At 63.0% G+C, this 18,713-nt stretch carries 21 protein-coding genes and 1 pseudogene; 9 read left to right on the forward strand and 13 right to left on the reverse strand.

Translation table 11 applies throughout. The annotated features are described in order from the left end of the window. Nucleotides 1–24: 24 nt before the first annotated feature. The 9 genes from nirJ to F7R20_RS28185 all read right to left on the reverse strand — a co-directional run bounded on the left by nirJ (nt 25) and on the right by F7R20_RS28185 (nt 6,965). Nucleotides 25–1,203: a heme d1 biosynthesis radical SAM protein NirJ gene (gene nirJ, locus F7R20_RS28140; protein ID WP_003202520.1), complete on the reverse strand. Its 1,179-nt coding sequence runs from the start codon at nt 1,201–1,203 to the stop codon at nt 25–27. A 114-nt stretch (nt 1,204–1,317) separates the two neighbouring features. Beyond that, entirely contained in the window at nt 1,318–1,887 is a 570-nt protein-coding gene (gene ahbB, locus F7R20_RS28145; RefSeq protein WP_003202518.1) for a siroheme decarboxylase subunit beta, read from the reverse strand. Next, nucleotides 1,862–2,305, reverse strand: coding sequence for an Lrp/AsnC family transcriptional regulator (locus tag F7R20_RS28150; RefSeq protein WP_003202515.1), 444 nt, complete (start codon nt 2,303–2,305; stop codon nt 1,862–1,864). Before F7R20_RS28150 ends, ahbB (F7R20_RS28145) begins: the two co-directional genes overlap by 26 nt. Then, complete coding sequence (gene ahbB / locus F7R20_RS28155; protein WP_003202513.1) at nt 2,298–2,810, reverse strand: siroheme decarboxylase subunit beta; 513 nt, start codon at nt 2,808–2,810, stop codon at nt 2,298–2,300. Before ahbB (F7R20_RS28155) ends, F7R20_RS28150 begins: the two co-directional genes overlap by 8 nt. Then, the gene (locus tag F7R20_RS28160; protein WP_003202511.1) at nt 2,807–3,265 is read right to left on the reverse strand and encodes an Lrp/AsnC family transcriptional regulator; all 459 of its coding nucleotides are present in this window, start codon (nt 3,263–3,265) and stop codon (nt 2,807–2,809) included. The genes ahbB (F7R20_RS28155) and F7R20_RS28160 overlap by 4 nt, the downstream gene beginning before the upstream one ends. Nucleotides 3,266–3,267: 2 nt before the next feature. Next, a complete protein-coding gene (locus F7R20_RS28165; RefSeq protein WP_003202509.1) occupies nt 3,268–4,446 on the reverse strand; it encodes a cytochrome D1 domain-containing protein in 1,179 nt (392 codons plus the stop codon). Next, nucleotides 4,443–4,772: a c-type cytochrome gene (locus F7R20_RS28170; RefSeq protein WP_003202506.1), complete on the reverse strand. Its 330-nt coding sequence runs from the start codon at nt 4,770–4,772 to the stop codon at nt 4,443–4,445. The genes F7R20_RS28165 and F7R20_RS28170 overlap by 4 nt, the downstream gene beginning before the upstream one ends. 180 nt (nt 4,773–4,952) lie before the next feature. Then, nucleotides 4,953–5,261, reverse strand: a complete 309-nt coding sequence (locus F7R20_RS28180; protein WP_003182369.1) for a c-type cytochrome — start codon at nt 5,259–5,261, stop codon at nt 4,953–4,955. Between the two features lie 24 nt (nt 5,262–5,285). After that, nucleotides 5,286–6,965 (reverse strand): cytochrome D1 domain-containing protein, encoded by a 1,680-nt coding sequence (locus F7R20_RS28185; RefSeq protein ID WP_003202504.1) that lies wholly within the window; start codon nt 6,963–6,965, stop codon nt 5,286–5,288. Between the two features lie 267 nt (nt 6,966–7,232). On the opposite strand from F7R20_RS28185, the gene F7R20_RS28190 reads away from it, so the two are divergent. The 6 genes from F7R20_RS28190 (at nt 7,233) to F7R20_RS28220 (ending at nt 12,871) form a co-directional block, all read left to right on the forward strand. Further along, complete coding sequence (locus tag F7R20_RS28190) at nt 7,233–7,967, forward strand: CbbQ/NirQ/NorQ/GpvN family protein (RefSeq protein WP_371856181.1); 735 nt, start codon at nt 7,233–7,235, stop codon at nt 7,965–7,967. Then, nucleotides 7,951–8,535, forward strand: coding sequence for a cytochrome c oxidase subunit 3 family protein (locus F7R20_RS28195; RefSeq protein ID WP_003202499.1), 585 nt, complete (start codon nt 7,951–7,953; stop codon nt 8,533–8,535). The genes F7R20_RS28190 and F7R20_RS28195 overlap by 17 nt, the downstream gene beginning before the upstream one ends. Before the next feature lie 12 nt (nt 8,536–8,547). Further along, nucleotides 8,548–8,805: a cytochrome C oxidase subunit IV family protein gene (locus F7R20_RS28200; protein WP_003202497.1), complete on the forward strand. Its 258-nt coding sequence runs from the start codon at nt 8,548–8,550 to the stop codon at nt 8,803–8,805. Nucleotides 8,806–8,983: 178 nt separating this feature from the next. Next, nucleotides 8,984–9,424 carry a c-type cytochrome gene (locus tag F7R20_RS28205; RefSeq protein WP_003202495.1) on the forward strand — a complete coding sequence of 147 codons (441 nt, stop codon included), beginning with the start codon at nt 8,984–8,986 and terminating at the stop codon, nt 9,422–9,424. Between the two features lie 3 nt (nt 9,425–9,427). Further along, nucleotides 9,428–10,855: a cbb3-type cytochrome c oxidase subunit I gene (locus F7R20_RS28210; RefSeq protein ID WP_003202492.1), complete on the forward strand. Its 1,428-nt coding sequence runs from the start codon at nt 9,428–9,430 to the stop codon at nt 10,853–10,855. 177 nt (nt 10,856–11,032) lie between these two features. Continuing rightward, nucleotides 11,033–12,871 (forward strand): nitric oxide reductase activation protein NorD, encoded by a 1,839-nt coding sequence (locus F7R20_RS28220; protein WP_081352560.1) that lies wholly within the window; start codon nt 11,033–11,035, stop codon nt 12,869–12,871. Nucleotides 12,872–12,875: 4 nt separating this feature from the next. Here the strand turns inward: F7R20_RS28220 and F7R20_RS28225 are convergent, their stop codons facing one another. Both F7R20_RS28225 and F7R20_RS28230 read right to left on the reverse strand, forming a co-directional pair. Continuing rightward, on the reverse strand, nt 12,876–13,076 hold the full coding sequence (locus F7R20_RS28225) for a hypothetical protein (protein WP_003202489.1): 201 nt from the start codon (nt 13,074–13,076) through the stop codon (nt 12,876–12,878). Next, nucleotides 13,073–13,756: a Crp/Fnr family transcriptional regulator gene (locus F7R20_RS28230; protein ID WP_003202487.1), complete on the reverse strand. Its 684-nt coding sequence runs from the start codon at nt 13,754–13,756 to the stop codon at nt 13,073–13,075. Before F7R20_RS28230 ends, F7R20_RS28225 begins: the two co-directional genes overlap by 4 nt. Before the next feature lie 573 nt (nt 13,757–14,329). Between F7R20_RS28230 and F7R20_RS28235 the strand changes: the two genes are divergently transcribed. Both F7R20_RS28235 and F7R20_RS28240 read left to right on the forward strand, forming a co-directional pair. Next, a complete protein-coding gene (locus tag F7R20_RS28235) occupies nt 14,330–15,520 on the forward strand; it encodes an NnrS family protein (protein WP_003202486.1) in 1,191 nt (396 codons plus the stop codon). Nucleotides 15,521–15,545: 25 nt separating this feature from the next. Continuing rightward, nucleotides 15,546–15,983, forward strand: coding sequence for a hypothetical protein (locus F7R20_RS28240; RefSeq protein ID WP_027911923.1), 438 nt, complete (start codon nt 15,546–15,548; stop codon nt 15,981–15,983). 154 nt (nt 15,984–16,137) lie between these two features. Here F7R20_RS28240 and ytfE read toward each other — a convergent pair whose 3' ends face one another. After that, on the reverse strand, nt 16,138–16,812 hold the full coding sequence (gene ytfE / locus F7R20_RS28245; RefSeq protein WP_003202481.1) for an iron-sulfur cluster repair protein YtfE: 675 nt from the start codon (nt 16,810–16,812) through the stop codon (nt 16,138–16,140). 161 nt (nt 16,813–16,973) lie between these two features. On the opposite strand from ytfE, the gene norR reads away from it, so the two are divergent. After that, the gene (gene norR / locus F7R20_RS28250; RefSeq protein WP_003202479.1) at nt 16,974–18,506 is read left to right on the forward strand and encodes a nitric oxide reductase transcriptional regulator NorR; all 1,533 of its coding nucleotides are present in this window, start codon (nt 16,974–16,976) and stop codon (nt 18,504–18,506) included. Nucleotides 18,507–18,597: 91 nt separating this feature from the next. Here the strand turns inward: norR and F7R20_RS32020 are convergent. Then, nucleotides 18,598–18,713, reverse strand: a pseudogene (locus tag F7R20_RS32020) (IS110 family transposase); the annotation flags it as partial.

The following is an 18,713-nucleotide window of genomic DNA, read 5'->3' on the forward strand; positions in this document are numbered from 1 at the left end:
GGTATCAGGTTCGCCGTCGGTTGATCAGGCGCAGGGCATCGCAACGCTGGGGATCGCGTGCAAGCCGATTTCTTCGTCGCTGAGGTGGCAGCCAGGGTCCTGGCCCCACAGGTCGCCGTCGGCCCAGGCCCGGGTACGGGTATTGCCGTTGCAGATCGCCAGCCAGCGGCATTGCCCGCAGCGACCGCCCACGGCCCGGGGGTGTTCGCGCAGTTTCAGCAGCAGGGCATCGGGGCGATCGAGCCAGAGTGTCTTGAATGGCGTCTTGCGGACATTGCCCACCGAGTGCTGCCACCAGTACGTATCGGGGTGAACCTCGCCGGTATTGTCGATGTTGGCGATGCCGCTACCCGACGCGTTGCCGCCCCAGGCCCGCAGCATCTGCTCCAGTGCGGCGTAGTGTTGGGGCAGGCGCCGGGCGACCCATTGCAGCAGCAGGATCGCGTCGGCGTCGTTGTTGCCGCTGACGAAGTCACTGTCGCGGCCCTGTTCGATGTCGCGCCAGGCCCGCTCGAAGATCAGGGTCATGGCCTCGCGGCTCATCTGCTGATGGGCATCGAGCTTGCGACTGCGCTTGCCCCGGCCGCTGTAGTTGAGGTGCGACAGGTAGAATTTCTGTACGTCGTACTCATTCATCAAGTCCAGCAAGCGTGGCAACTGGGCATGGTTCTGCTGGGTGAGGGTGGTGCGCAATCCGACCCGGATGCCTTGTTCGCGGCAGAGCCGGATGGCCGCCATGGAGCTGGCGAAACTGCCCTTGAGCTGGCGGAATTCATCGTGGGTCGCTTCCAGGCCATCGATGCTGATGCCCACGTAATCGAAGTTTGCCGCCGCAATCTGTTCGATATTGGAAGCGTCGATCAGCGTGCCGTTGGTGGACAAGGCGAGGAAAAAACCTTTGTCGCGGGCATAGGCGCTGAGTTGGAACAGGTCCTCGCGCAACAGCGGTTCGCCCCCGGACAGGATCAACACGCGCACGCCGGCATCGTGCAGGTCGTCGATGACCTGAAGCGCCGCCGGAGTGTCCAGTTCATCGCGAAACACGCTGTCGGCCGACGTTGCATAGCAGTGCTTGCAGGTCAGGTTGCAGCGCCTGAGCAGGTTCCAGATCACCACCGGCGGGCGGCTGCTGCCCGGTGGCGCGACACGTGGGGCGGGGCAATGCCCGGCCAGGGCTCGCAGGTAATGGCTGATCCTCAACATAAGGCGCTCCTTCGATTTCGATCGATGTCCGAGTTCAGCGCGGCTTATTCCCGCTTTGTGGGAGCAAGCCTTGATGGGAGCAAGGCTTGCCCGCGATGAAGCCGATGCGGTCCTTCATAAAACCGACGCATCTGTTTCGCGAGCAAGCTTTGCTCCCACAGGCGAAAGGCGCAGGCCGGTTTTTTTCAGGATGCGGCTGCTCACCAGCATGTCGTCGGCGGCGCAGGCGTCCCCCAGCAGGTAGCGCAAGTGTTCGCGGTAGCTGTCGATTTCTTCGCGGCTGCGGCCATGGACCATGGCGAACAGGTTGTAGCGCCAGCCGGGCTGGCGCGGGCGCCGGTAGCAGTGGCTGACGAAGGGCTGCGCCCCCAGCAGGGCGCCGAGACGCGAGATGTCGGCATCGGCCACGTCCCAGACCGTCATGCCGTTGTGGCGATAGCCCAGGCGATAGTGATTGGGCACGGCGGCAATGCGGCGGATCGCGCCTTCGGCCTGCAGGCGCTTGAGCAGGTCGAGGGTGGATTCCACGCTCAGTTCCAGTTGCTCGGCCAGCCAGGCCCAGGGGTCTTCAAGCAAGGGCAGGCCAGCCTGGGTCAGTTCCACCAGGCGCAGGGCCAAGGGCGTTTCATCCAGCCGTGGCGGTGCTTGCCACAAAGACTCAGACGGGGAAATACAGGCCGACATGGTAGGTCTCCTCTTTGGGCAGGTTCAGCGGCACCAGGCCGGTCAGGTGTTCGATGCGCAGCAGGGTGTCGTCGATCGCCTGTTCGCTGGGGCAGGCGAGCACGAACCACATGTTCCAGGTGTGCTCGCGGCGGTAGTTGTGGGCGACCTCGGGCATCTCCGCGAGGAGCTCGGCGATGGCCTCGAAGCGCGGCTCGGGCACCGCCAGCGCCGCCAGGGTGAACGCACCGCCCAGGCGATCGATGTCGAACATCGGGCCGAAGCGGGTGAGTACACCGTCGTTGAGCAGCTCATGCAGGCGGTCGAGCAATTCGCTACTGCTGCTGTCCAGCTCCTGGGCAAGGGCCTGCCAAGGGTGGCGCACCAGCGGCAGGCCCAGTTGCAGGCGATTGATCAGGCGGCGGTCCAGGTCATCCATCGATACGGGCTCCGGCCGGGGCGGCGAAACGTCCGCCGCATTGCTTGAACAGGTGCGTGCTGAACAGCAACTGGTGGGGCAGGTCGTCCAGCAGATGTTCTTCAAGCAGCGCCTGGACATGGGCCTCGACACGGTCACGCTGGCGACCGTGGATCATGCAGAACAGGTTGTATTGCCACTGGGGCAGGCGCCTGGGGCGTTGGTAGCAAAGGCTGATGCCCGGGGTTTGCCCGAGGCGACGGCCGACTTCATCGACCAAGGCGTCCGGCACGTCCAGCACCAGCATGGCGTTGGCGGCAAACCCCAAGGCGCGATGGTTGACGACCAGGCCGACACGGCGGAACAGCCCCTGTTCATGCCAATGCTGCACCTGCTCGAGCACCTGTTGCTCGCTGGCCTCGATCTGCTCGGCCAGGGCCTGGAAGGGACGCGATGTCAGGGGCAGGCCGGTTTCCAGCAAACGGCGCAGTGCCAGTGACTGTTGTTCGCTCAGGGCGTTTTTCATGGGGTGGCCTCCAGGGCAAAGCCCAGGTCGATGCGGTAGGCGGTCAGCATGGGCAGGTCCAGTGGCGTGAGACCGGTGTCGTTCTCCAGTTCCTGGAGGATGTTTTCCAGGTGGGCGCGGTTGGGGCCGGTCAGCACGAACCAGAGGTTGTAGCGATGTTCGCGGGCATAGTTGTGATTGACTTCCGGGTATTGGCTGACGCGTGCGGCCACTTGGTGCAAGCGCTCTTCGGGCACTGCCAGGGCGGCCAGGGTGCTGGCCCCGGCTCGGGTGTGTTCGAACACCGGGCCGACCCGCGACAAGGTCCCGGCCACTTGCAGGTGTTGCAGGCAGTCGATGACCTGGGCTTCGCTGCAGCCCAAGGTCTCGGCCATGGCCCGATAGGGCTCGGCGCACAACGGCAGGCCATGCTGGAATTGATCGATCAGGCGCCGGGCCAGTGAGCTGGAAGTCATGGTCAGTACCCCGGCTTGTGCGCGCGACTGCTGAAGAAAATGCCGCTCGGGCTCAGGGCCGGCAGGCTGTTCAGGCGTTCGAGGCGATAAGGATCCCAGACCTGCACCTGACCACCATCCCGGGCGGACAGCCACAGTTGGTCACCTCGCGCGGTGAACTCCATGTGCAGCACCGCAGGGCCTGGCCGCAGGTCGGCGACGATGGCGTGGGTCTGGGTGTCGATGACCTGGACGCGGTCGTTGTCCGGGTAGGCGAAGTTGACCCACAACTGCCGGCCGTCCGGTCGCGCCGTGACGAACACCGGTTGGCCGGCCACGGCAATGGCGTCGGTCTGTTGCCAATCCTGGGCGTTCATCACCAACACCTGGTGATGCCCGACGGCAGGCACGAAGGCTTGCTGGTCGGCCAGGGCCCAGCCTTCCAGATGCGGCATCTTGTACACCGGGAGCCGCTCCTGGCCGCGGCCGTAATGCCCCAGTACCCGTTTCACCCCGCGCTCCGGGTGCCAGAGATCGAGTTGGGCCATGCCGTCTTCACCGAACAGCCCGGCCATGTAATAACGCCCGTCCGGGGTGATCAGGGCATCGTAGGGTTGCTGGCCGATGGCGGTGAAACGCTCGATGCGCGGGGTGAGGCCGAGGCTGAAGTCGGCGGTCCAGATCTCGCCAGTGTCGAACAGGCTGAACACGAAGCGTTGCCCTGGCGCGTCCACCAAGCCGACCACCCGTGAGCGCTTTTGGCCGCCGGGCAACGGCGTGGCGGGGATGTCGGCGACCTGTTCCAGGGTCTGGGCATCGAATACCTTGACGCCGCCAGGCTCGTAGTTGGAGACGGCGATCAGCTTGCCGTCCTGGCTGATTGCACCGCCGATGCTGTTGCCGCCCTGGATGATGCGCCGCTCGATGCGCGCGGTCAGCAGGTCGACTTTGCTCAGGCCACCATCGCGACCGAACACGTAGGCGTAGCGCTGGTCGCGGGAGAACACCACCGAGGCGTGGGACAAGTCGCCCAGGCCTTCGACGCGGCCCAGGGCGGTGCGGGTGTCGCTTTCAATGATTTGCAGGCTGCCGGTGGCGCGCTCTACCACCACGCCCAAATCGCCGGTGCCGCGCAACGGTGTCTGGGCGCAACCGCAGAGCAGCAGGGCGATGGCGGTGGAGGAGAGCAATGAACGGATCATGAGGCGGGTTTTCCTTGAAGGAGCCGGTCCACCAGCCAGCGAATGTCGTCGGGCGCAAGCAACGGTGCCCAACCGGGCATGGCGCTGCCGGGCCGTCCGAGGGTGACGGTGGCGATGAGGCTGTCGCGGGATTTTCCGGCCAGGGCTTCGTGGGTCAGGGGTGGGCCGAGGCCGCCGGTCATGTACAGGCCGTGGCAGGCGCCACAATCCTGGTCCAGCAGGTGTTGCAGTTGGGCCTGGCGCTGGCTGTCGGGAGCGGCCAGCGCGCAGGAGGAGAAAACAAAGAGGAGGGTGGTTATCAAAGTTGCAGAGCTGTGTCGTTCCATGACGTCCTCCTGATCAAGAAATAAAGTTGGGCGTGGCTCCTGTGGTGAGGGGATTTATGTGGGAGCAAAGCTTGCTCGCGAAACAGCCGCCTTGATTTCTGAAAGACTGCATCGCCCCCATCGCGGGCAAGCCTTGCTCCCACATAAATCCCCTCGCCACAGGGATGTGCTCCTTGAGCGTTATTTAAGGGTCAAGACCCACGCAGCCAGGATCTTGGCTTCTTCTTCCGTCACGGGGTTGGCCGGCATCGGCATCGGTCCCCAGTTGCCTTGCGTACCTTCCTTGATGTGCTTGGCGAGCAGGTCTTGCGCTCCAGGGACGCTGGCGTTTTTCGCCGCGACGTCCTTGAGTGCCGGGCCAACCACCTTGGTGTCGATGGAGTGGCAGGCCGCGCAGGGCTTGCTCTTGAACAGCGTCGGGCCGTCTTGGGCCAACGCCGGCAGGCTGTAGGCGGCAGTCAAGGCCAAGGCAATCAGAATAGGCTTCATGGTTTTTCCTCTTATTGATGGGGCTCAATAGATGTCGTGTTGGGTGTTGTAGACGTTGAATTTCCCGGTCGGGGTGATCAGGCGCTTGTCCTTGATCACGTTCTTGACCTTGAGGGTCTTGTCGTCGATCACCACCAGCGCCGACTCGTCTTCCTGGCCACTCCAGACCGAGAACCAGACCTCGTCACCGGCCTTGTTGTATTCCGGTTGCACCACTCGCAGCGCGCCTTTCTTGATACCGGCGTACTCGGCAATCGGCAGCACGGTGTAGCCGGCGTCGAGCTTGTCGATGTCGAACACCGCTACCGACTGGCTGAGCTTGGCGTCGGGGCTGAGGGTGGTGTCGACATACAGGTGACGGGACGCGGGGTGAGTCTTGATGAACAGCGAGCCGCCGCCCTGGCCCTGGAGCGTACTGACCTGTTTCCAGGCGTATTGCGGGTGATTGACCGGGTCGGTGCCGATCAGCGAAACCCCGGCATCGCCCAAGTGGCTGGTGGCCCAGACCGGTCCGTAGAGTGGGTGGTTGAAGTTGGCGCCGCGTCCCGGGTGCGGGGTCTTGCCAACGTCCACCAGGGCGGTGAGCTTGCGCTCCTTGGAGTCGATCACCGCGACCTTGTTGGAGTTGTTGGCGGCCGTCATGAAGTAGCGATGGCTGCTGTCCCAACCGCCGTCATGCAGGAACGGCGCGGCGTCGATGCTGGTGATGGTGAGGTTCTTGATGTCCTGGTAATTGACCAGCATCACCTTGCCGGTTTCCTTGACGTTGACGATGAACTCCGGCCATTCGTGGGAGGCGATGATGGCCGCGACGCGAGGCTCGGGATGGTATTGCTGGGTGTCGACGGTCATGCCGCGCGTCGAGACGATCTGCTTGGGCTCCAGGGTCTCGCCGTCCATGATGGTGAACTGCGGCGGCCAGTACGAGCCGGCGATGGTGTACTTGTCTTCGTAGCCTTTGAACTTGGAAGTCTCCACCGAGCGCGCTTCGATGCCCACCTTGATTTCCGCGACCTTGGTCGGCTCCTTCGGCCACAGGTCGATCATGTCGATCTTGGCGTCCCGGCCGATCACCAGCAGGTAGCGGCCCGACGCCGAGATGCGTGAGATGTGCACCGCATAACCGGTGTCGATCAGCTTGACGATCTTCTTGCTGTCGCCGTCGATCAGGGCAATCTTGCCGTCGTCGCGCAGGGTCACCGAGAACAGGTTCTGCAGGTTGAGGGTGCTGATCTGCTTGGTCGGCCGGTCTTCGGGTTTGACCAGCAGTTTCCAGGTCTTGCGGGTTTCCGCCATGCCCCATTCCGGTGGGGTCGGTGGGGTGTGCTGGATGAACTTGGCCATCACCGTGATCTGGTCTTTGGTCAAGGCATTGGACGTGCCCCAGTTCGGCATGCCGGCGGCCGAGCCGTAGGTGATCAGCGCCTCCAGGTAGGCCTGGCCGCGCGATTGGGTGATGTCGGGTGTCAGCGGCTTGCCGGTGGCGCCTTTGCGAAGCACACCGTGGCAACCGGCGCAGCGCTGGAAGTAGATTTCCTTGGCCGTGTCGAAGTCGGCCTGGCTCAGGTCGGGCGCACCTTCGGTCTTGACCACGCGGGGTTGTTCCGGCGCAGCGGTTTGGTCGGCGAAGGCGTGGGGGGCGGCCAGCGCTGTACACAGCGCCGTGACCCGCAGGGCCCACGATTTTTTGTGGCTGATCAGCATTCCATTTCTCCTCAGGCGTGACCCGCGCTGCGCTGTAATTGACGTTCGGCGCGCAGGTTCTTGGTGCGGTGCAAGGCTATGCCCAGGCCGGTGGTTAGCCGCTTGACGGCGATCAAGTTTGCCGGCCGCAGCCCTTGCCAGGTTGTCGCAGGGCACCGTAGCGTGGCCTGCAATCGTGTTGTCTGATCAGGCCTTGCCATGAACGCTATCCACACTTTGCAGCACCCCGATGAACCCTTTTATCAACCCCAGGACAACGAGCAGGCGATGTTCGAACAGGCCTGGCATCACGGCATGCCGGTACTGATCAAAGGCCCGACCGGCTGCGGCAAGACCCGTTTCGTCCAACACATGGCCCACCGCCTGAAACTGCCGCTGTACACCGTGGCCTGCCACGATGACTTGAGCGCGGCCGACCTGGTGGGCCGTCACCTGATCGGCGCCCAGGGCACCTGGTGGCAGGACGGGCCCTTGACCCGGGCGGTGCGCGAGGGTGGCATCTGTTATCTGGATGAGGTGGTCGAAGCGCGCCAGGACACGGCCGTGGTGTTGCACCCGCTGGCCGATGATCGTCGGCAGTTGTACCTGGAACGCACCGGCGAAGTGCTGCAGGCGCCGCCGTCCTTCATGTTGGTGGTGTCGTACAACCCCGGTTACCAGAACCTGCTCAAAGGCATGAAGCCCAGCACCCGCCAGCGTTTCGTGGCGATGCGCTTTGGCTATCCAGCCGTGGCCGATGAAGAGCGCATCGTCGCCCGCGAGGCGGGGGTCGATCTGGCCCTGGCGGCCCAGGTGGTGCGATTGGGGCAGGCGCTGCGCCGGCTCGATCAGCATGACTTGGAGGAAGTTGCCTCCACGCGCCTGTTGATTTTTGCCGCGCGCATGATCGGCTCTGGGATGGACCCGCGCCAAGCCTGCCTGGCGTGCCTGGCCGAGCCATTGAGTGACGACCCGCAGACCGTCGCCGCGCTGATGGATGTGGTCGATGTCCACTTTGGCTGAAGCGGTTGCCGTGCCCCGGCGTTTGCCCGGGGACCTGGCGATGTGGTTTTTCATCCTCGCCGAGTTGTCGGTGTTCGCGTTGTTGATCCTGACGTTCACCGTCGCCCAGGCGTTGTACCCGCAGACTTTCAGCGAAGGCCGGCAATTGCTGGACCGCTCCACGGGCCTGGCGATGACCCTCAGCCTGCTGACCGCTGGCCTGTTTGCCGCATTGGCCCAGGAGCAAGTCAGGCAGGACCGGCCGCGTCGAGCCGCGTCGTTGTTGAGTGTGGCGTTGTTGCTTGCCTGCGGTTATGTGGGGATCAAGCTCACGGAGTACGCCCATCTGTTGGCGAACGGTCTGGGGATGGAGCACAACACGTTCTTCACCTTGTACTGGATCCTTACCGCGTTCCACTTCCTGCATGTGCTGTTGGGCATGGTGATCCTCGCCTGGCTGGCCGAGGGTTGTCGGCGACGTCGTTATGGATCGCAGCGCAACAGTGGGCTGGAATCCGGCGTGCTGTATTGGCACATGGTCGATCTGGTCTGGGTGCTGCTGTTCCCGGTTGTCTACATCCTTGATTGAGCGGAGGTGCTCATGTCGGCTTCCCGTGTCTTGATCGCTTGCTGGATGACGCTGGCCGTGCTGAGCACCGGCACCGTTGCCCTGGGCCAGGTCGCGGCTACCTGGCTGGTGTCCATCGCCATCCTGGTGATCGCGGTGACCAAGGCCTGGCTGATCGCCGACGGCTTCATGGAGCTGCGCCATGCGCCGCGATTGTGGCGGCGGTTGGTGTTGAGCTGGGCGGCGCTGCTGGCGACGGTGATCGGGCTCGTCATTTCATTCACGATCTGACCCTGCAAACACAAAACCCTGTGGCGAGGGGATAAATCCCCTCGCCACAAAAGCTCATCTGCCTTTCGGGCTGTGTTGGAACAACCCACCAAAACCATCGGAGATTCTTGATCGCCATCAAGCGGTTTCCGACCCCGCGCTTCCTAGAATGAACACGCCAAGCAATGAGGAAGTGACCATGTCAGATACCTTCACCAAAGGCATGGCCAGGAATATTTATTTCGGGGGAAGCATCTTCTTCTTCCTGATATTCCTGGCCCTGACCTACCACACGGAACAGACCTTTCCAGAACGCAGCAACCAGGCGCAATTGACGGAATCGGTGATACGCGGCAAAGGCGTCTGGGAGCGCAACAACTGCATCGGCTGCCATACCCTGCTGGGCGAGGGCGCGTACTTTGCGCCGGAGCTGGGCAACGTGGTCAACCGTCGCGGCGGCGATGAAGCCTTCAAGCCGTTCCTGCAGGCCTGGATGAAAATGCAGCCGCTGAACGTTCCGGGTCGTCGGGCCATGCCGCAGTTCAACCTGAGCGAGCAGGAAGTCGACGACATCGCCGAGTTCCTCAAATGGAGCTCGAAAATCAATACCAATGGCTGGCCGCCAAACAAGGAGGGCTGAGAGATGAGCATGGCTAATCCGCATCTGAAATTCGCCTCGCAGGCCGTCGCCAAACCCTACTTCGTGTTCGCCCTGATGCTGTTCCTGGGGCAAGTGTTGTTCGGTTTGATCATGGGCCTGCAATACGTGGTCGGCGACTTCCTGTTCCCGCTGATCCCTTTCAACGTGGCCCGCATGGTCCACACCAACCTGCTGATCGTCTGGCTGCTGTTCGGCTTCATGGGCGCGGCGTATTACCTGATACCGGAGGAGGCCGACCGCGAACTGCACAGCCCGAAACTGGCGCTCGTGCTGTTCTGGGTGTTCGCCGCCGCAGGTGTGGCGACGATCCTGGGCTACCTCTCGGTGCCTTATGCGACGCTGGCGAAATTCACCGGCAACGACTTGCTGCCGACCATGGGCCGCGAGTTCCTCGAGCAGCCGACCATCACCAAGATGGGCATCGTGGTGGTGTGCCTGGGGTTCCTCTACAACATCGGCATGACCCTGCTCAAAGGTCGCAAGACCACGGTCAGCATGGTGATGATGACCGGGCTGATCGGCCTGGCGGTGTTCTTCCTGTTCTCTTTCTACAACCCCTCGAACCTCGCCCGCGACAAATTCTACTGGTGGTGGGTGGTACATCTTTGGGTCGAAGGCGTCTGGGAACTGATCATGGGTTCGATGCTTGCCTTCGTCCTGATCAAGATCACCGGTGTGGACCGCGAAGTGGTCGAGAAGTGGCTCTACGTGATTATCGCCATGGCGTTGATCACCGGGATCATTGGCACCGGCCACCACTTCTTCTGGATCGGCGCGCCTGAGGTCTGGTTGTGGGTAGGCTCGATCTTCTCGGCGATGGAGCCGCTACCGTTCCTGGCCATGGTGGTCTTCGCCTTCAGCATGGTGAAAAACCGTCGTCGGCAACACCCGAACCGCGCCGCCACGTTGTGGGCCAAGGGCACCACGGTCACCGCGTTCTTCGGCGCAGGTGTCTGGGGTTTCCTGCACACCCTGGCACCGGTCAACTACTACACCCACGGTTCGCAACTGACCGCGGCCCACGGTCACCTGGCCTTCTACGGTGCCTACGCAATGATCGTGATGACGCTGATCAGCTACGCCATGCCACGCTTGCGGGGCTTGGGTGAAGCGGCGGACGAGCGTTCGCAGCGCCTGGAGATCTGGGGCTTCTGGTTGATGACCTTGTCGATGGTGATGATCACCTTGTTCCTCACCGCAGCCGGCGTGGTCCAGGTGTGGTTGCAACGCTGGATGACGGATGGCAGTGCCTTGCCATTCATGGCCACGATGGATCATTTGAAGCCGCTGTTCTGGGCGCGACTGGTCAGCGGCGTCGGGTTCCTGGCCGGGTTGCTCTGCTACCTGTTCAGCTTCCGTCAACGTGGCCGTGCGGCCCTGCGCGCACCGGCGGCGGTGGTGCCTTCGTAAGTCATCACAACTACTGAGCCGGACTTATTTGTGATGAGAGGATTTATGTGGGAGCAAGGCTTGCCCGCGATGGGGGCGATGCGATCTTTCAGAGATCAAGGCACCTGTTTCGCGAGCAAGCTTTGCTCCCACATGAATCCCCTCGCCACAATGGGTTCGGCTTAAGAGGAGATAACCATGGCATTCACCCTCGAGCTGGAAGAATGGGTCGGCAGTGTCTGGCACCGTTTCATCACCCGTCGGGCCAGTGTAGATTTTCCTGAGGCCCGGGTCGAACTGGTCCCCCGGCAACGCTCGTTGCAGGTGCTGTTTCGCGCCACCGGCGGTGCGCCTCACCTGGGGGTGGAAGCGGTCAGCGACCGCGATTTGCTGCTGCGTCGCAACCTGTTGCAGCAGATCGCCGGCACCTGCAAGCAAGTGCCCCTGGCCTGTTGTGACGGCGATAACTTGCGGCTGCCGGCGAGCCTTGCGGCGTTTCCCGATGTCGGGCTCAACGAAGAGCTGTATCGCTGGCTCGCGCTGTTGGCCGCGCAGTCGGGGCCGATGAAGCACTGGGGCAGGGACAATCAGTGCTGGACCCTGGCGGTGTTGAAGCGCTACCCGGCGCTGCGCCCTCGCTACCGGCGACTGGTGGACGCGCACCTGTCCCTGCGCCCCGATCCGGCCACGCTCAACCCGGCCGAAGCCGCCCTGGAGCGGGCGTTGTGCCAAGCCTTGCGCGAACCGGGCAGTGTCAAACATTTTCCACGCAGCGAGCGGGCGGCCTGGCCGTTGCCGCTGTGGCTATACCCACCCCAACACCTGGCCAATCCCCAGGCCGCCAACCTTGAGGAGTCCGAGCAATACCTGGCCACACCCCCCGGTGAACAGCAGGGCGGGCGCAAGCGCGCCGAGCGAATCGACGACGCCACCCGTGACGGTGGGCTGCTGATCGTGCGCCTGGAAAACCTGTTCAGTTGGACCGAACACGTGGACCTGGATCGCTGGGCGGATGACAGCGAAGACCCGGACGCTGCCCGCGTCGCCGAGGATCTGGATCAGTTGACCCTATCGCGCACCCGCTTGCGCAAGGGCGGTGGTTTGAAACTGCACCTGGACCTGCCTCCGGCCGATGTAGATGACATCCCGTTGGGCGCAGGCATCCTGTTGCCGGAATGGGATTACCGCAAACAACGACTGCAGGACGACTTCGTCAGCCTGCAAACCTTCACCCCTCGCGATTGCCAGCCCCAGCCGTTGCCCGCACGCCTGCGAAGCTCGGCCCAGCGTTTGCGTCGCCAGTTCGAACACTTGCGCAACGATCGTCAATGGTTGCGCCAGCAAACCCAAGGCTCGGAACTGGACCTGCAAGCCTGGCTGGACTTTCATGTCGAGCGCCAGCACGGCCAGTGCAGCGAACGCGGACTGTTCATGGACCAGCGCCAGACTCGCCGCGACCTGGCCTGCCTGCTGCTGGCCGATTTGTCGATGTCCACCGATGCCCACCTCAACGACGAGCACCGGGTGATCGACGTGATCCGTGACAGCCTGTTGCTGTTCGGCGAAACCCTGTCGGTGCTGGGGGATGATTTCGCCTTGTACGGGTTCTCTTCCTTGCGCCGCCAGCAGGTGCGCATGCATGAACTCAAGGCCTTCAACCAGCGCTACGACGATCACACCCGCGGACGGATCCAGGGCCTCAAGCCCGGTTACTACACGCGCATGGGCGCGGCGATCCGCCAGGCCACGCAACGGTTGGCGGGCTGCAAGCGGCGGCGCAAATTGTTGTTGCTACTCAGTGACGGCAAACCCAATGACCTGGACCTGTACGAAGGACGCTACGGTGTGGAAGACACCCGCCAGGCAGTGCTGGAAGCCCGGCGCCAAGGGCTGACGCCGTTCTGCATTACCATCGATCGCGAAGCGGGGGATTACCTGCCGTACATGTTCGGGGCCAACGGCTACACCTTGATTCGCCAGCCCGAGCAACTGCCGCTGCGTTTACCGCAGTTGTACCGGCAATTGACTCAGGATTGAGGGTTCAGACGATGTCGCGGGGCAGCCAGAAGAACATGACGATGCAGAAGATCGTCAAGCCGACACAGAACCAGGTGAAGCGCCGCAACCGGCGCTCGCTGGCCTTTGCGGCCTCGACTGGCAGGGGCATGCCGCACTGGCGACATTCGGTTTCGTGTATCGGGTTGGCTTGTTGGCAATACAGGCAAGTGGGCTGTGTAGTCATTCGAACTGTTCCAGGCGCAGGCGATCGAGAATGGCGATCTGGCGACCGTCCTGGGTGATGATTTTTTCATCGATCAGGCGCCGGATGATCCGCGAGAAGGTTTCCGGCTGGATCGACAAGTGCCCGGCGATCAACTGCTTGGCCATCGGCAATTCGAACTGGCTGTCCACGGTTTGCAGGCGCACCAGTTGCGTCAGCAGGTAGCGCACCACGCGGTGGGTGGCGTTCTTCAGCGACAGGGTTTCAATCTCGTTGACCCGTTGGTGCAGGCGCACGCAGAGCTTGCCGAGCAAGGCGAAGGTCAGCCGGCTGTTGCTTTGCAGCAGACGCATGTAAGTGGCGTTGGACAGCCGGTACACCTGGGTCGGGCCGACGGCTTCGGCGGACGCGACGTAGTTGGGGGTGTCCATCAGCATCATGGCTTCAGCGAAAGTCTGGCGCTCGCCGATCACCTCGAAGACCTTTTCCTGGCCATCCGGGGTCAGCCGGTAGATTTTCACCGCGCCGGAAATCACGAAGTAAAACGCCTGCGCCGGCTCTCCCTGGCGAAACAGCGGATCGCCCCTGTCGATGTTCAGCAATTGGCTGTTGCTCATCAATTCGTTGAGCTCTTCTTCGTTCAAAGGCTCGAACAGGTGATGGCTGCGCAGAATCTGGTGATGGACGCGGTGGAGCACCATGGCATGGAATCCTTGTAATAGCGAAAAGGTGATCGGGGTCAGACCAGGCTCAGGGACAGGCCGCTGGCCAGCGCCACGACGCAGGAGAGCAAGACGAACCAGGTAAGCGGCAGAACGACGGATTTCATGGATGACCCCGACAAGAAAGGTGATGCCGTGCCTGAGCAAGAGACGGGCCATGCCTGCGGGCGTTGATTCGTGGGGTGTTGGGGATGAGATGGGTAAAAATGACCCTGACCTGACAGGGTTAAAATAACCATGAAAGGGTATTAAATACCCTATGAACTATAGTCCCTGTGGGAGCGAGCTTGCTCGCGATGACGGTAGCACACCCGACATCAATGCCTGCTGACCCAGCGCTATCGCGAGCAAGCTCGCTCCCACAGGGGCAGAGGTGTTTTGTTGGGAGGCTTGACCCGGTCCGGCAAGCCCCTTGCAAGTACCTGTTCGAGACGGGAGGTTGCCGATGAACTGGCTTGATCTGAGACAAGGCCAGTCAGCGTCGATAGCCGATCATTCGAACCCTGATTTGTCGTACCTCGCTGGCGGTTCAGCGAGGCAAAGGAGTGGTGTATGCAAGTGCTTGACCGTCGCAAGGCCATGGCCATTTTGCCGTTGTGGCGCCTGGCGTTCCGGCCGTTCTTTTTGGCCGGGTGTGTATTGGCGCTGTTGGTCGTTCCCCTTTGGCTCGCGGCGTTCACCGGGCGCTTGTCGGCCTGGCAGCCGGCTGGCGGCTGGTTGGCCTGGCATCGGCATGAACTGTTGTTCGGTTTCGGCCTGGCGATCATTGCCGGGTTCCTGCTGACGGCAGTGCAAACCTGGACTGCAATCCCCGGCCTGAGCGGCAAGCGCCTGGCAACCCTGGCGTTGTTGTGGCTGGGCGCGCGGCTGGCCTGGCTGGTGGATGCGCCCTGGCCGTTACTGACGCTGCTGGAGCTGGGTTTTGCCCTGACGGTCGCCGCGTTGATGGGCGTGATGTTGTGGCGTGTGCGGCAGAAGCGCAATTACCCGATTGTGCTGGTATTGCTGCTGTTGGCCGCCGCCGATGGGTTATCCGTATACGGCCTGGCGCAGCACAACGAGGGCTTGCAGCGCCAGAGCGTGCTCACCGGCCTGTGGCTAGTGGCGGCGATGATGGGGTTGATCGGCGGTCGCGTGATTCCATTCTTTACCCAGCGCGGCCTCGGACGGGTCGAGGGCGTTGCCCCTTGGCCATGGCTTGATCGCCTGTTGCTGGCAGGGTCGGCGCTGGTGGCACTGTTGTATGCCTTCGGTCCGGCGCTGGTGGCCAGCGTCTGGGTCGGCCTGTTGTTCGCCGCGTTGGCGGTGGGCCACGGGATTCGACTGGTGCGTTGGCATGATCGGGATTTGTGGCGGGTGCCGCTGCTGTGGTCGTTGCACCTGGCCTACGCCTGGCTGGCGGTGGCGTGCCTGGGCATGGCGCTGTGGCACTTCGGCGTGCCAGTGAACCCGAGCCTGGCGGTGCACGGCCTGACCATCGGCGCCATGGCCGGATTGATCCTGGCGATGGTTGCCCGTGTCAGCCTGGGCCATACCGGGCGCGCCCTCGAGCCACCGGCGGGCATGACCCTGGCGTTCATCTTGCTGAACCTGGCGTGCCTGAGCCGCGTGCTGTTGGTGCTGCTGTTGCCGTTGGCCGGGCTGTGGCTGGCGGCGCTGTGCTGGACGTTGGCGTTCGGTCTGTACGCCTGGCGCTATGGGCCGATGCTGCTCAAGGCTCGGGTGGATGGGCATCCGGGATGAGCCGGTTGGGCGGAGGGAATCGATGATGTACGGGGTCTTGCTGATCATGCACCTGTTGGCGGCCATCGCCTTTATTGGCACGCTGTTTTTCGAGGTCTTCATCTGGCATAGCGCCCGCCGGCCGCTGGTGCAAGGCACGCGGGACGCTGCCGACCAGGCCATCGCCCAGCGCTCGCGACGCGTGCTGCACGGCGTCGTGTTGGTGCTGTACGGCGCCGGCATGGCCCTGGCCTGGCAGCATCGCGGCGCATTGAGCCAGCCGTTGAACAACAGCTTCGGCCTGCTGCTGAGCCTGAAGATCCTGCTGGCGCTGAGTATCATCGGTCATTATTTGTGGCTGGCGTACTGGCTCAAGAGCGGTCGCCTGACACTCAGCCGCGCCTGCTGGTTGCGCCGCAGTATCCTGGGGCACATGGTGCTGATCGTGGTGTTGGCCAAGGCGATGTTCTATTGGCAGTTTTGAGCAGCAGATGAGGGCAGCAAATGAGAGCAGCAAATGCCTGTGGGAGCAAAGCTTGCTCGCGATGGCGCAGTGTCAGTCGATATCAATGTTGACTGATCCATCGCTATCGCGAGCAAGCTTTGCTCCCACAGAAGTAATGGGCAATGTTTGAGAGTTAGTGAGCAGGCTTCATCGCATTGACGAACAACACATTGTTTTCCAGGTGGATGTGCTGCATCAGGTCATCACGAAACTCCACCAGCCCGCGATACAGGGCGCGCCAGGTGTTGCAGGCGTCAGCGGGAGGGGTGATCTGGTCGGTCAGGGCGAGCATGGTTTCCAGGGCTTCACCGTGCTGGTCGTGTTCGTAGCGCAGTACCTGTATTGGCGCCGAGGCCCGCTCGCCCAGGCCCTGTTGCAGCATCGGGAACAGCACCTGTTCTTCCTTGAGCATGTGGCCTTCGAGTTCCTGGTACATGTCCTGCAGGTGATCGGCCAGGCCGTTCGGGCAACTGGGGCGCGCCCCGTGGACCTGCTCGACGCGCCGGGCCAGACGGATCAGCTCCGGCAGCTGTTCGCGATGGCGTGCGTGGTAGCGCTCCAGGATGTGGGCAATCAAGGTCGCCTGGGGCTCGTCGCGCCAGTCATGGCCCAGCTCCCCGGCGGCTTGCAGGGTGCGCAGGGCGTCGGCGATCAGCAGCGGGTTCAGGCCTTTGCCCAGCGCCGCTTCACGCAAGGACTTTTGCCCGCCGCAGCAGAAGTCGAGGTTGTAATGATGGAAGGTACGGGTTGCACCGGGAATATCGCAGGCCAGTTGGCCGAGGCTTTGTTCCAGCAGATCGAGGCTCATCATGTTTCCTTGGGTTGAATCCCGGCAGGGACAGATGAATGCTCTCTTTGCAGCCGACGTGCCAGATTCAACTGATTGAAAATGAAGCATTAAATTTTTGGCAGGGTGATTGTCACCCTGGCTGTGAAGGGTCAAACGAACCCTGGAGGGTCATCACTACCATGCTGCGTGAAAGCCTGGCCGCCGACCTGATCGTCGAGCTGCCCAATGCGGTGCGATTGCAGCGCCTGGTGCAGACCCTGCGCGAATACTTCAACAGTGGCGCCGTGGGGCTGCTGCGCCTGGACGATGACAGTCTCAGGCCCGTGGCCACCGTAGGCCTGGTCCACGAGGCGCTGGGACGGCGCTTCGTGATTGCCCAGCACCCGCGCCTGGCGGCGATCATGGCGTCGCGCGAACCTACCTGGTTCGAGCCGGACAGCCGTCTGCCGGACCCTTATGACGGCTTGCTCGACAACCACGTCGGTGAACCGCTGCCGGTGCATGACTGCATGGGCGTGAGCCTGTACGTGGAAGGCCGGCTCTGGGGGGCGATCACCCTGGATGCGTTGCACGCCGGCACCTTCGACAGCCGCGCCCGCGAGGAACTCAAACGCTGTACGTTGCAGATCGAAGCCGCCGTGCGGGTCACCCGGCTCGAGCAGGAAAACCGTAGCTTGCGGGCGTCGCGCAGCGATCCGGCGGACCTGCGCCTGCCAGCCGAAGAAGGTGAGATCCTCGGGCGCAGCGAGGGGTTGCAGCAATTGCTCAACGAGCTGGATGTATTGGCCGACTCCGAACTGCCAGTGCTGTTGCTGGGGGAAACCGGTGTCGGCAAGGAGTTGTTCGCCCGGCGGCTGCATCGGCTGTCCCGACGTGGCCACAAGCCGTTGGTCCAGGTCAACTGCGCAGCGTTGCCCGAGTCCCTGGCCGAAAGCGAGTTGTTCGGCCACGTCAAAGGCGCGTTCTCCGGGGCGACCACCGACCGCGCCGGGCGCTTCGATGCGGCCAATGGCGGCACGCTGTTTCTCGATGAGGTCGGCGAGTTGCCGTTGAGCGTGCAGGCCAAGTTGCTGCGTACCCTGCAGAACGGCGAGATCCAGCGCCTGGGGGCGGACAAGCCACTGCACGTCGATGTGCGGATCATCGCCGCCACCAACCGGCATCTACCTGACAGCATTCGCGACGGGCTGTTTCGCGCCGACCTGTATCACCGGCTCTCGGTCTATCCGGTACCGATCCCACCGCTGCGCGAGCGCGGCCACGATGTGTTGATGTTGGCCGGGCACTTTCTCGAACTGAACCGCACGCGCCTGGGCTTGCGTGGGTTGCGTCTGTCGCCGGCGGCCGAACAGGCGCTGCTGGCGTACAGCTGGCCCGGCAATGTGCGGGAGCTGGAACACGTCATCAGCCGCGCGGCGTTGAAGCAATTGAGTCGCGGCGCCAGTCGCAGTCTGATCATGACCCTGGAACCGCAGGTGCTGGACCTTGACGTCAACGCCAGCGCGGCCTCGGCGCAGGCGCTGCCGGAACAGGCTCTGCAAGCGTTGGATGCGCCCGTGCAACCCTTGAGCGAGGCTGTCGATGGTTGCCAGCGACAGGCGATCCTCAAGGCCCTGGAACGCTGCGGGCAGAACTGGGCGGGGGCGGCGCGGCTGTTGGAGGTTGACCCGAGCAATCTGCATAAGCTGGCGCGGCGGTTGGGGCTCAAGTAGCCGTTGACCGGCTAGACCGAGTTGCCTTCATCGCGAGCAAGCTCGCTCCCACAGGGATCTTGTGAACACAGCAGATCACCTGTGGGAGATTCTATGTTGCAGGGCAACCCTGCAACATAGGCTTCGGCTGGTATTCGCTCTGATTTTTCATCAAGGCAAATGCCACCCGGCAGAGCTTGCGAGCAAGCACCACCAATGCCTGGGTTT

Origin of the sequence: Pseudomonas brassicacearum subsp. brassicacearum (assembly GCF_008801605.1) — a bacterium.
In the GTDB taxonomy this organism is placed as follows: Bacteria; Pseudomonadota; Gammaproteobacteria; order Pseudomonadales; family Pseudomonadaceae; genus Aquipseudomonas; species Aquipseudomonas brassicacearum.

Bases quoted from the DNA above. Each gene is read 5' to 3' on its own strand.
- nirJ (WP_003202520.1), bottom strand. From the start codon at position 1,203: ATGTTGAGGATCAGCCATTACCTGCGAGCCCTGGCCGGGCATTGCCCC.
- ahbB (WP_003202518.1), bottom strand. From the start codon at position 1,887: ATGTCGGCCTGTATTTCCCCGTCTGAGTCTTTGTGGCAAGCACCGCCA.
- F7R20_RS28150 (WP_003202515.1), bottom strand. From the start codon at position 2,305: ATGGATGACCTGGACCGCCGCCTGATCAATCGCCTGCAACTGGGCCTG.
- ahbB (WP_003202513.1), bottom strand. From the start codon at position 2,810: ATGAAAAACGCCCTGAGCGAACAACAGTCACTGGCACTGCGCCGTTTG.
- F7R20_RS28160 (WP_003202511.1), bottom strand. From the start codon at position 3,265: ATGACTTCCAGCTCACTGGCCCGGCGCCTGATCGATCAATTCCAGCAT.
- F7R20_RS28165 (WP_003202509.1), bottom strand. From the start codon at position 4,446: ATGATCCGTTCATTGCTCTCCTCCACCGCCATCGCCCTGCTGCTCTGC.
- F7R20_RS28170 (WP_003202506.1), bottom strand. From the start codon at position 4,772: ATGGAACGACACAGCTCTGCAACTTTGATAACCACCCTCCTCTTTGTT.
- F7R20_RS28180 (WP_003182369.1), bottom strand. From the start codon at position 5,261: ATGAAGCCTATTCTGATTGCCTTGGCCTTGACTGCCGCCTACAGCCTG.
- F7R20_RS28185 (WP_003202504.1), bottom strand. From the start codon at position 6,965: ATGCTGATCAGCCACAAAAAATCGTGGGCCCTGCGGGTCACGGCGCTG.
- F7R20_RS28190 (WP_371856181.1), top strand. From the start codon at position 7,233: ATGTTCGAACAGGCCTGGCATCACGGCATGCCGGTACTGATCAAAGGC.
- F7R20_RS28195 (WP_003202499.1), top strand. From the start codon at position 7,951: ATGTCCACTTTGGCTGAAGCGGTTGCCGTGCCCCGGCGTTTGCCCGGG.
- F7R20_RS28200 (WP_003202497.1), top strand. From the start codon at position 8,548: ATGTCGGCTTCCCGTGTCTTGATCGCTTGCTGGATGACGCTGGCCGTG.
- F7R20_RS28205 (WP_003202495.1), top strand. From the start codon at position 8,984: ATGTCAGATACCTTCACCAAAGGCATGGCCAGGAATATTTATTTCGGG.
- F7R20_RS28210 (WP_003202492.1), top strand. From the start codon at position 9,428: ATGAGCATGGCTAATCCGCATCTGAAATTCGCCTCGCAGGCCGTCGCC.
- F7R20_RS28220 (WP_081352560.1), top strand. From the start codon at position 11,033: ATGGCATTCACCCTCGAGCTGGAAGAATGGGTCGGCAGTGTCTGGCAC.
- F7R20_RS28225 (WP_003202489.1), bottom strand. From the start codon at position 13,076: ATGACTACACAGCCCACTTGCCTGTATTGCCAACAAGCCAACCCGATA.
- F7R20_RS28230 (WP_003202487.1), bottom strand. From the start codon at position 13,756: ATGGTGCTCCACCGCGTCCATCACCAGATTCTGCGCAGCCATCACCTG.
- F7R20_RS28235 (WP_003202486.1), top strand. From the start codon at position 14,330: ATGCAAGTGCTTGACCGTCGCAAGGCCATGGCCATTTTGCCGTTGTGG.
- F7R20_RS28240 (WP_027911923.1), top strand. From the start codon at position 15,546: ATGTACGGGGTCTTGCTGATCATGCACCTGTTGGCGGCCATCGCCTTT.
- ytfE (WP_003202481.1), bottom strand. From the start codon at position 16,812: ATGAGCCTCGATCTGCTGGAACAAAGCCTCGGCCAACTGGCCTGCGAT.
- norR (WP_003202479.1), top strand. From the start codon at position 16,974: ATGCTGCGTGAAAGCCTGGCCGCCGACCTGATCGTCGAGCTGCCCAAT.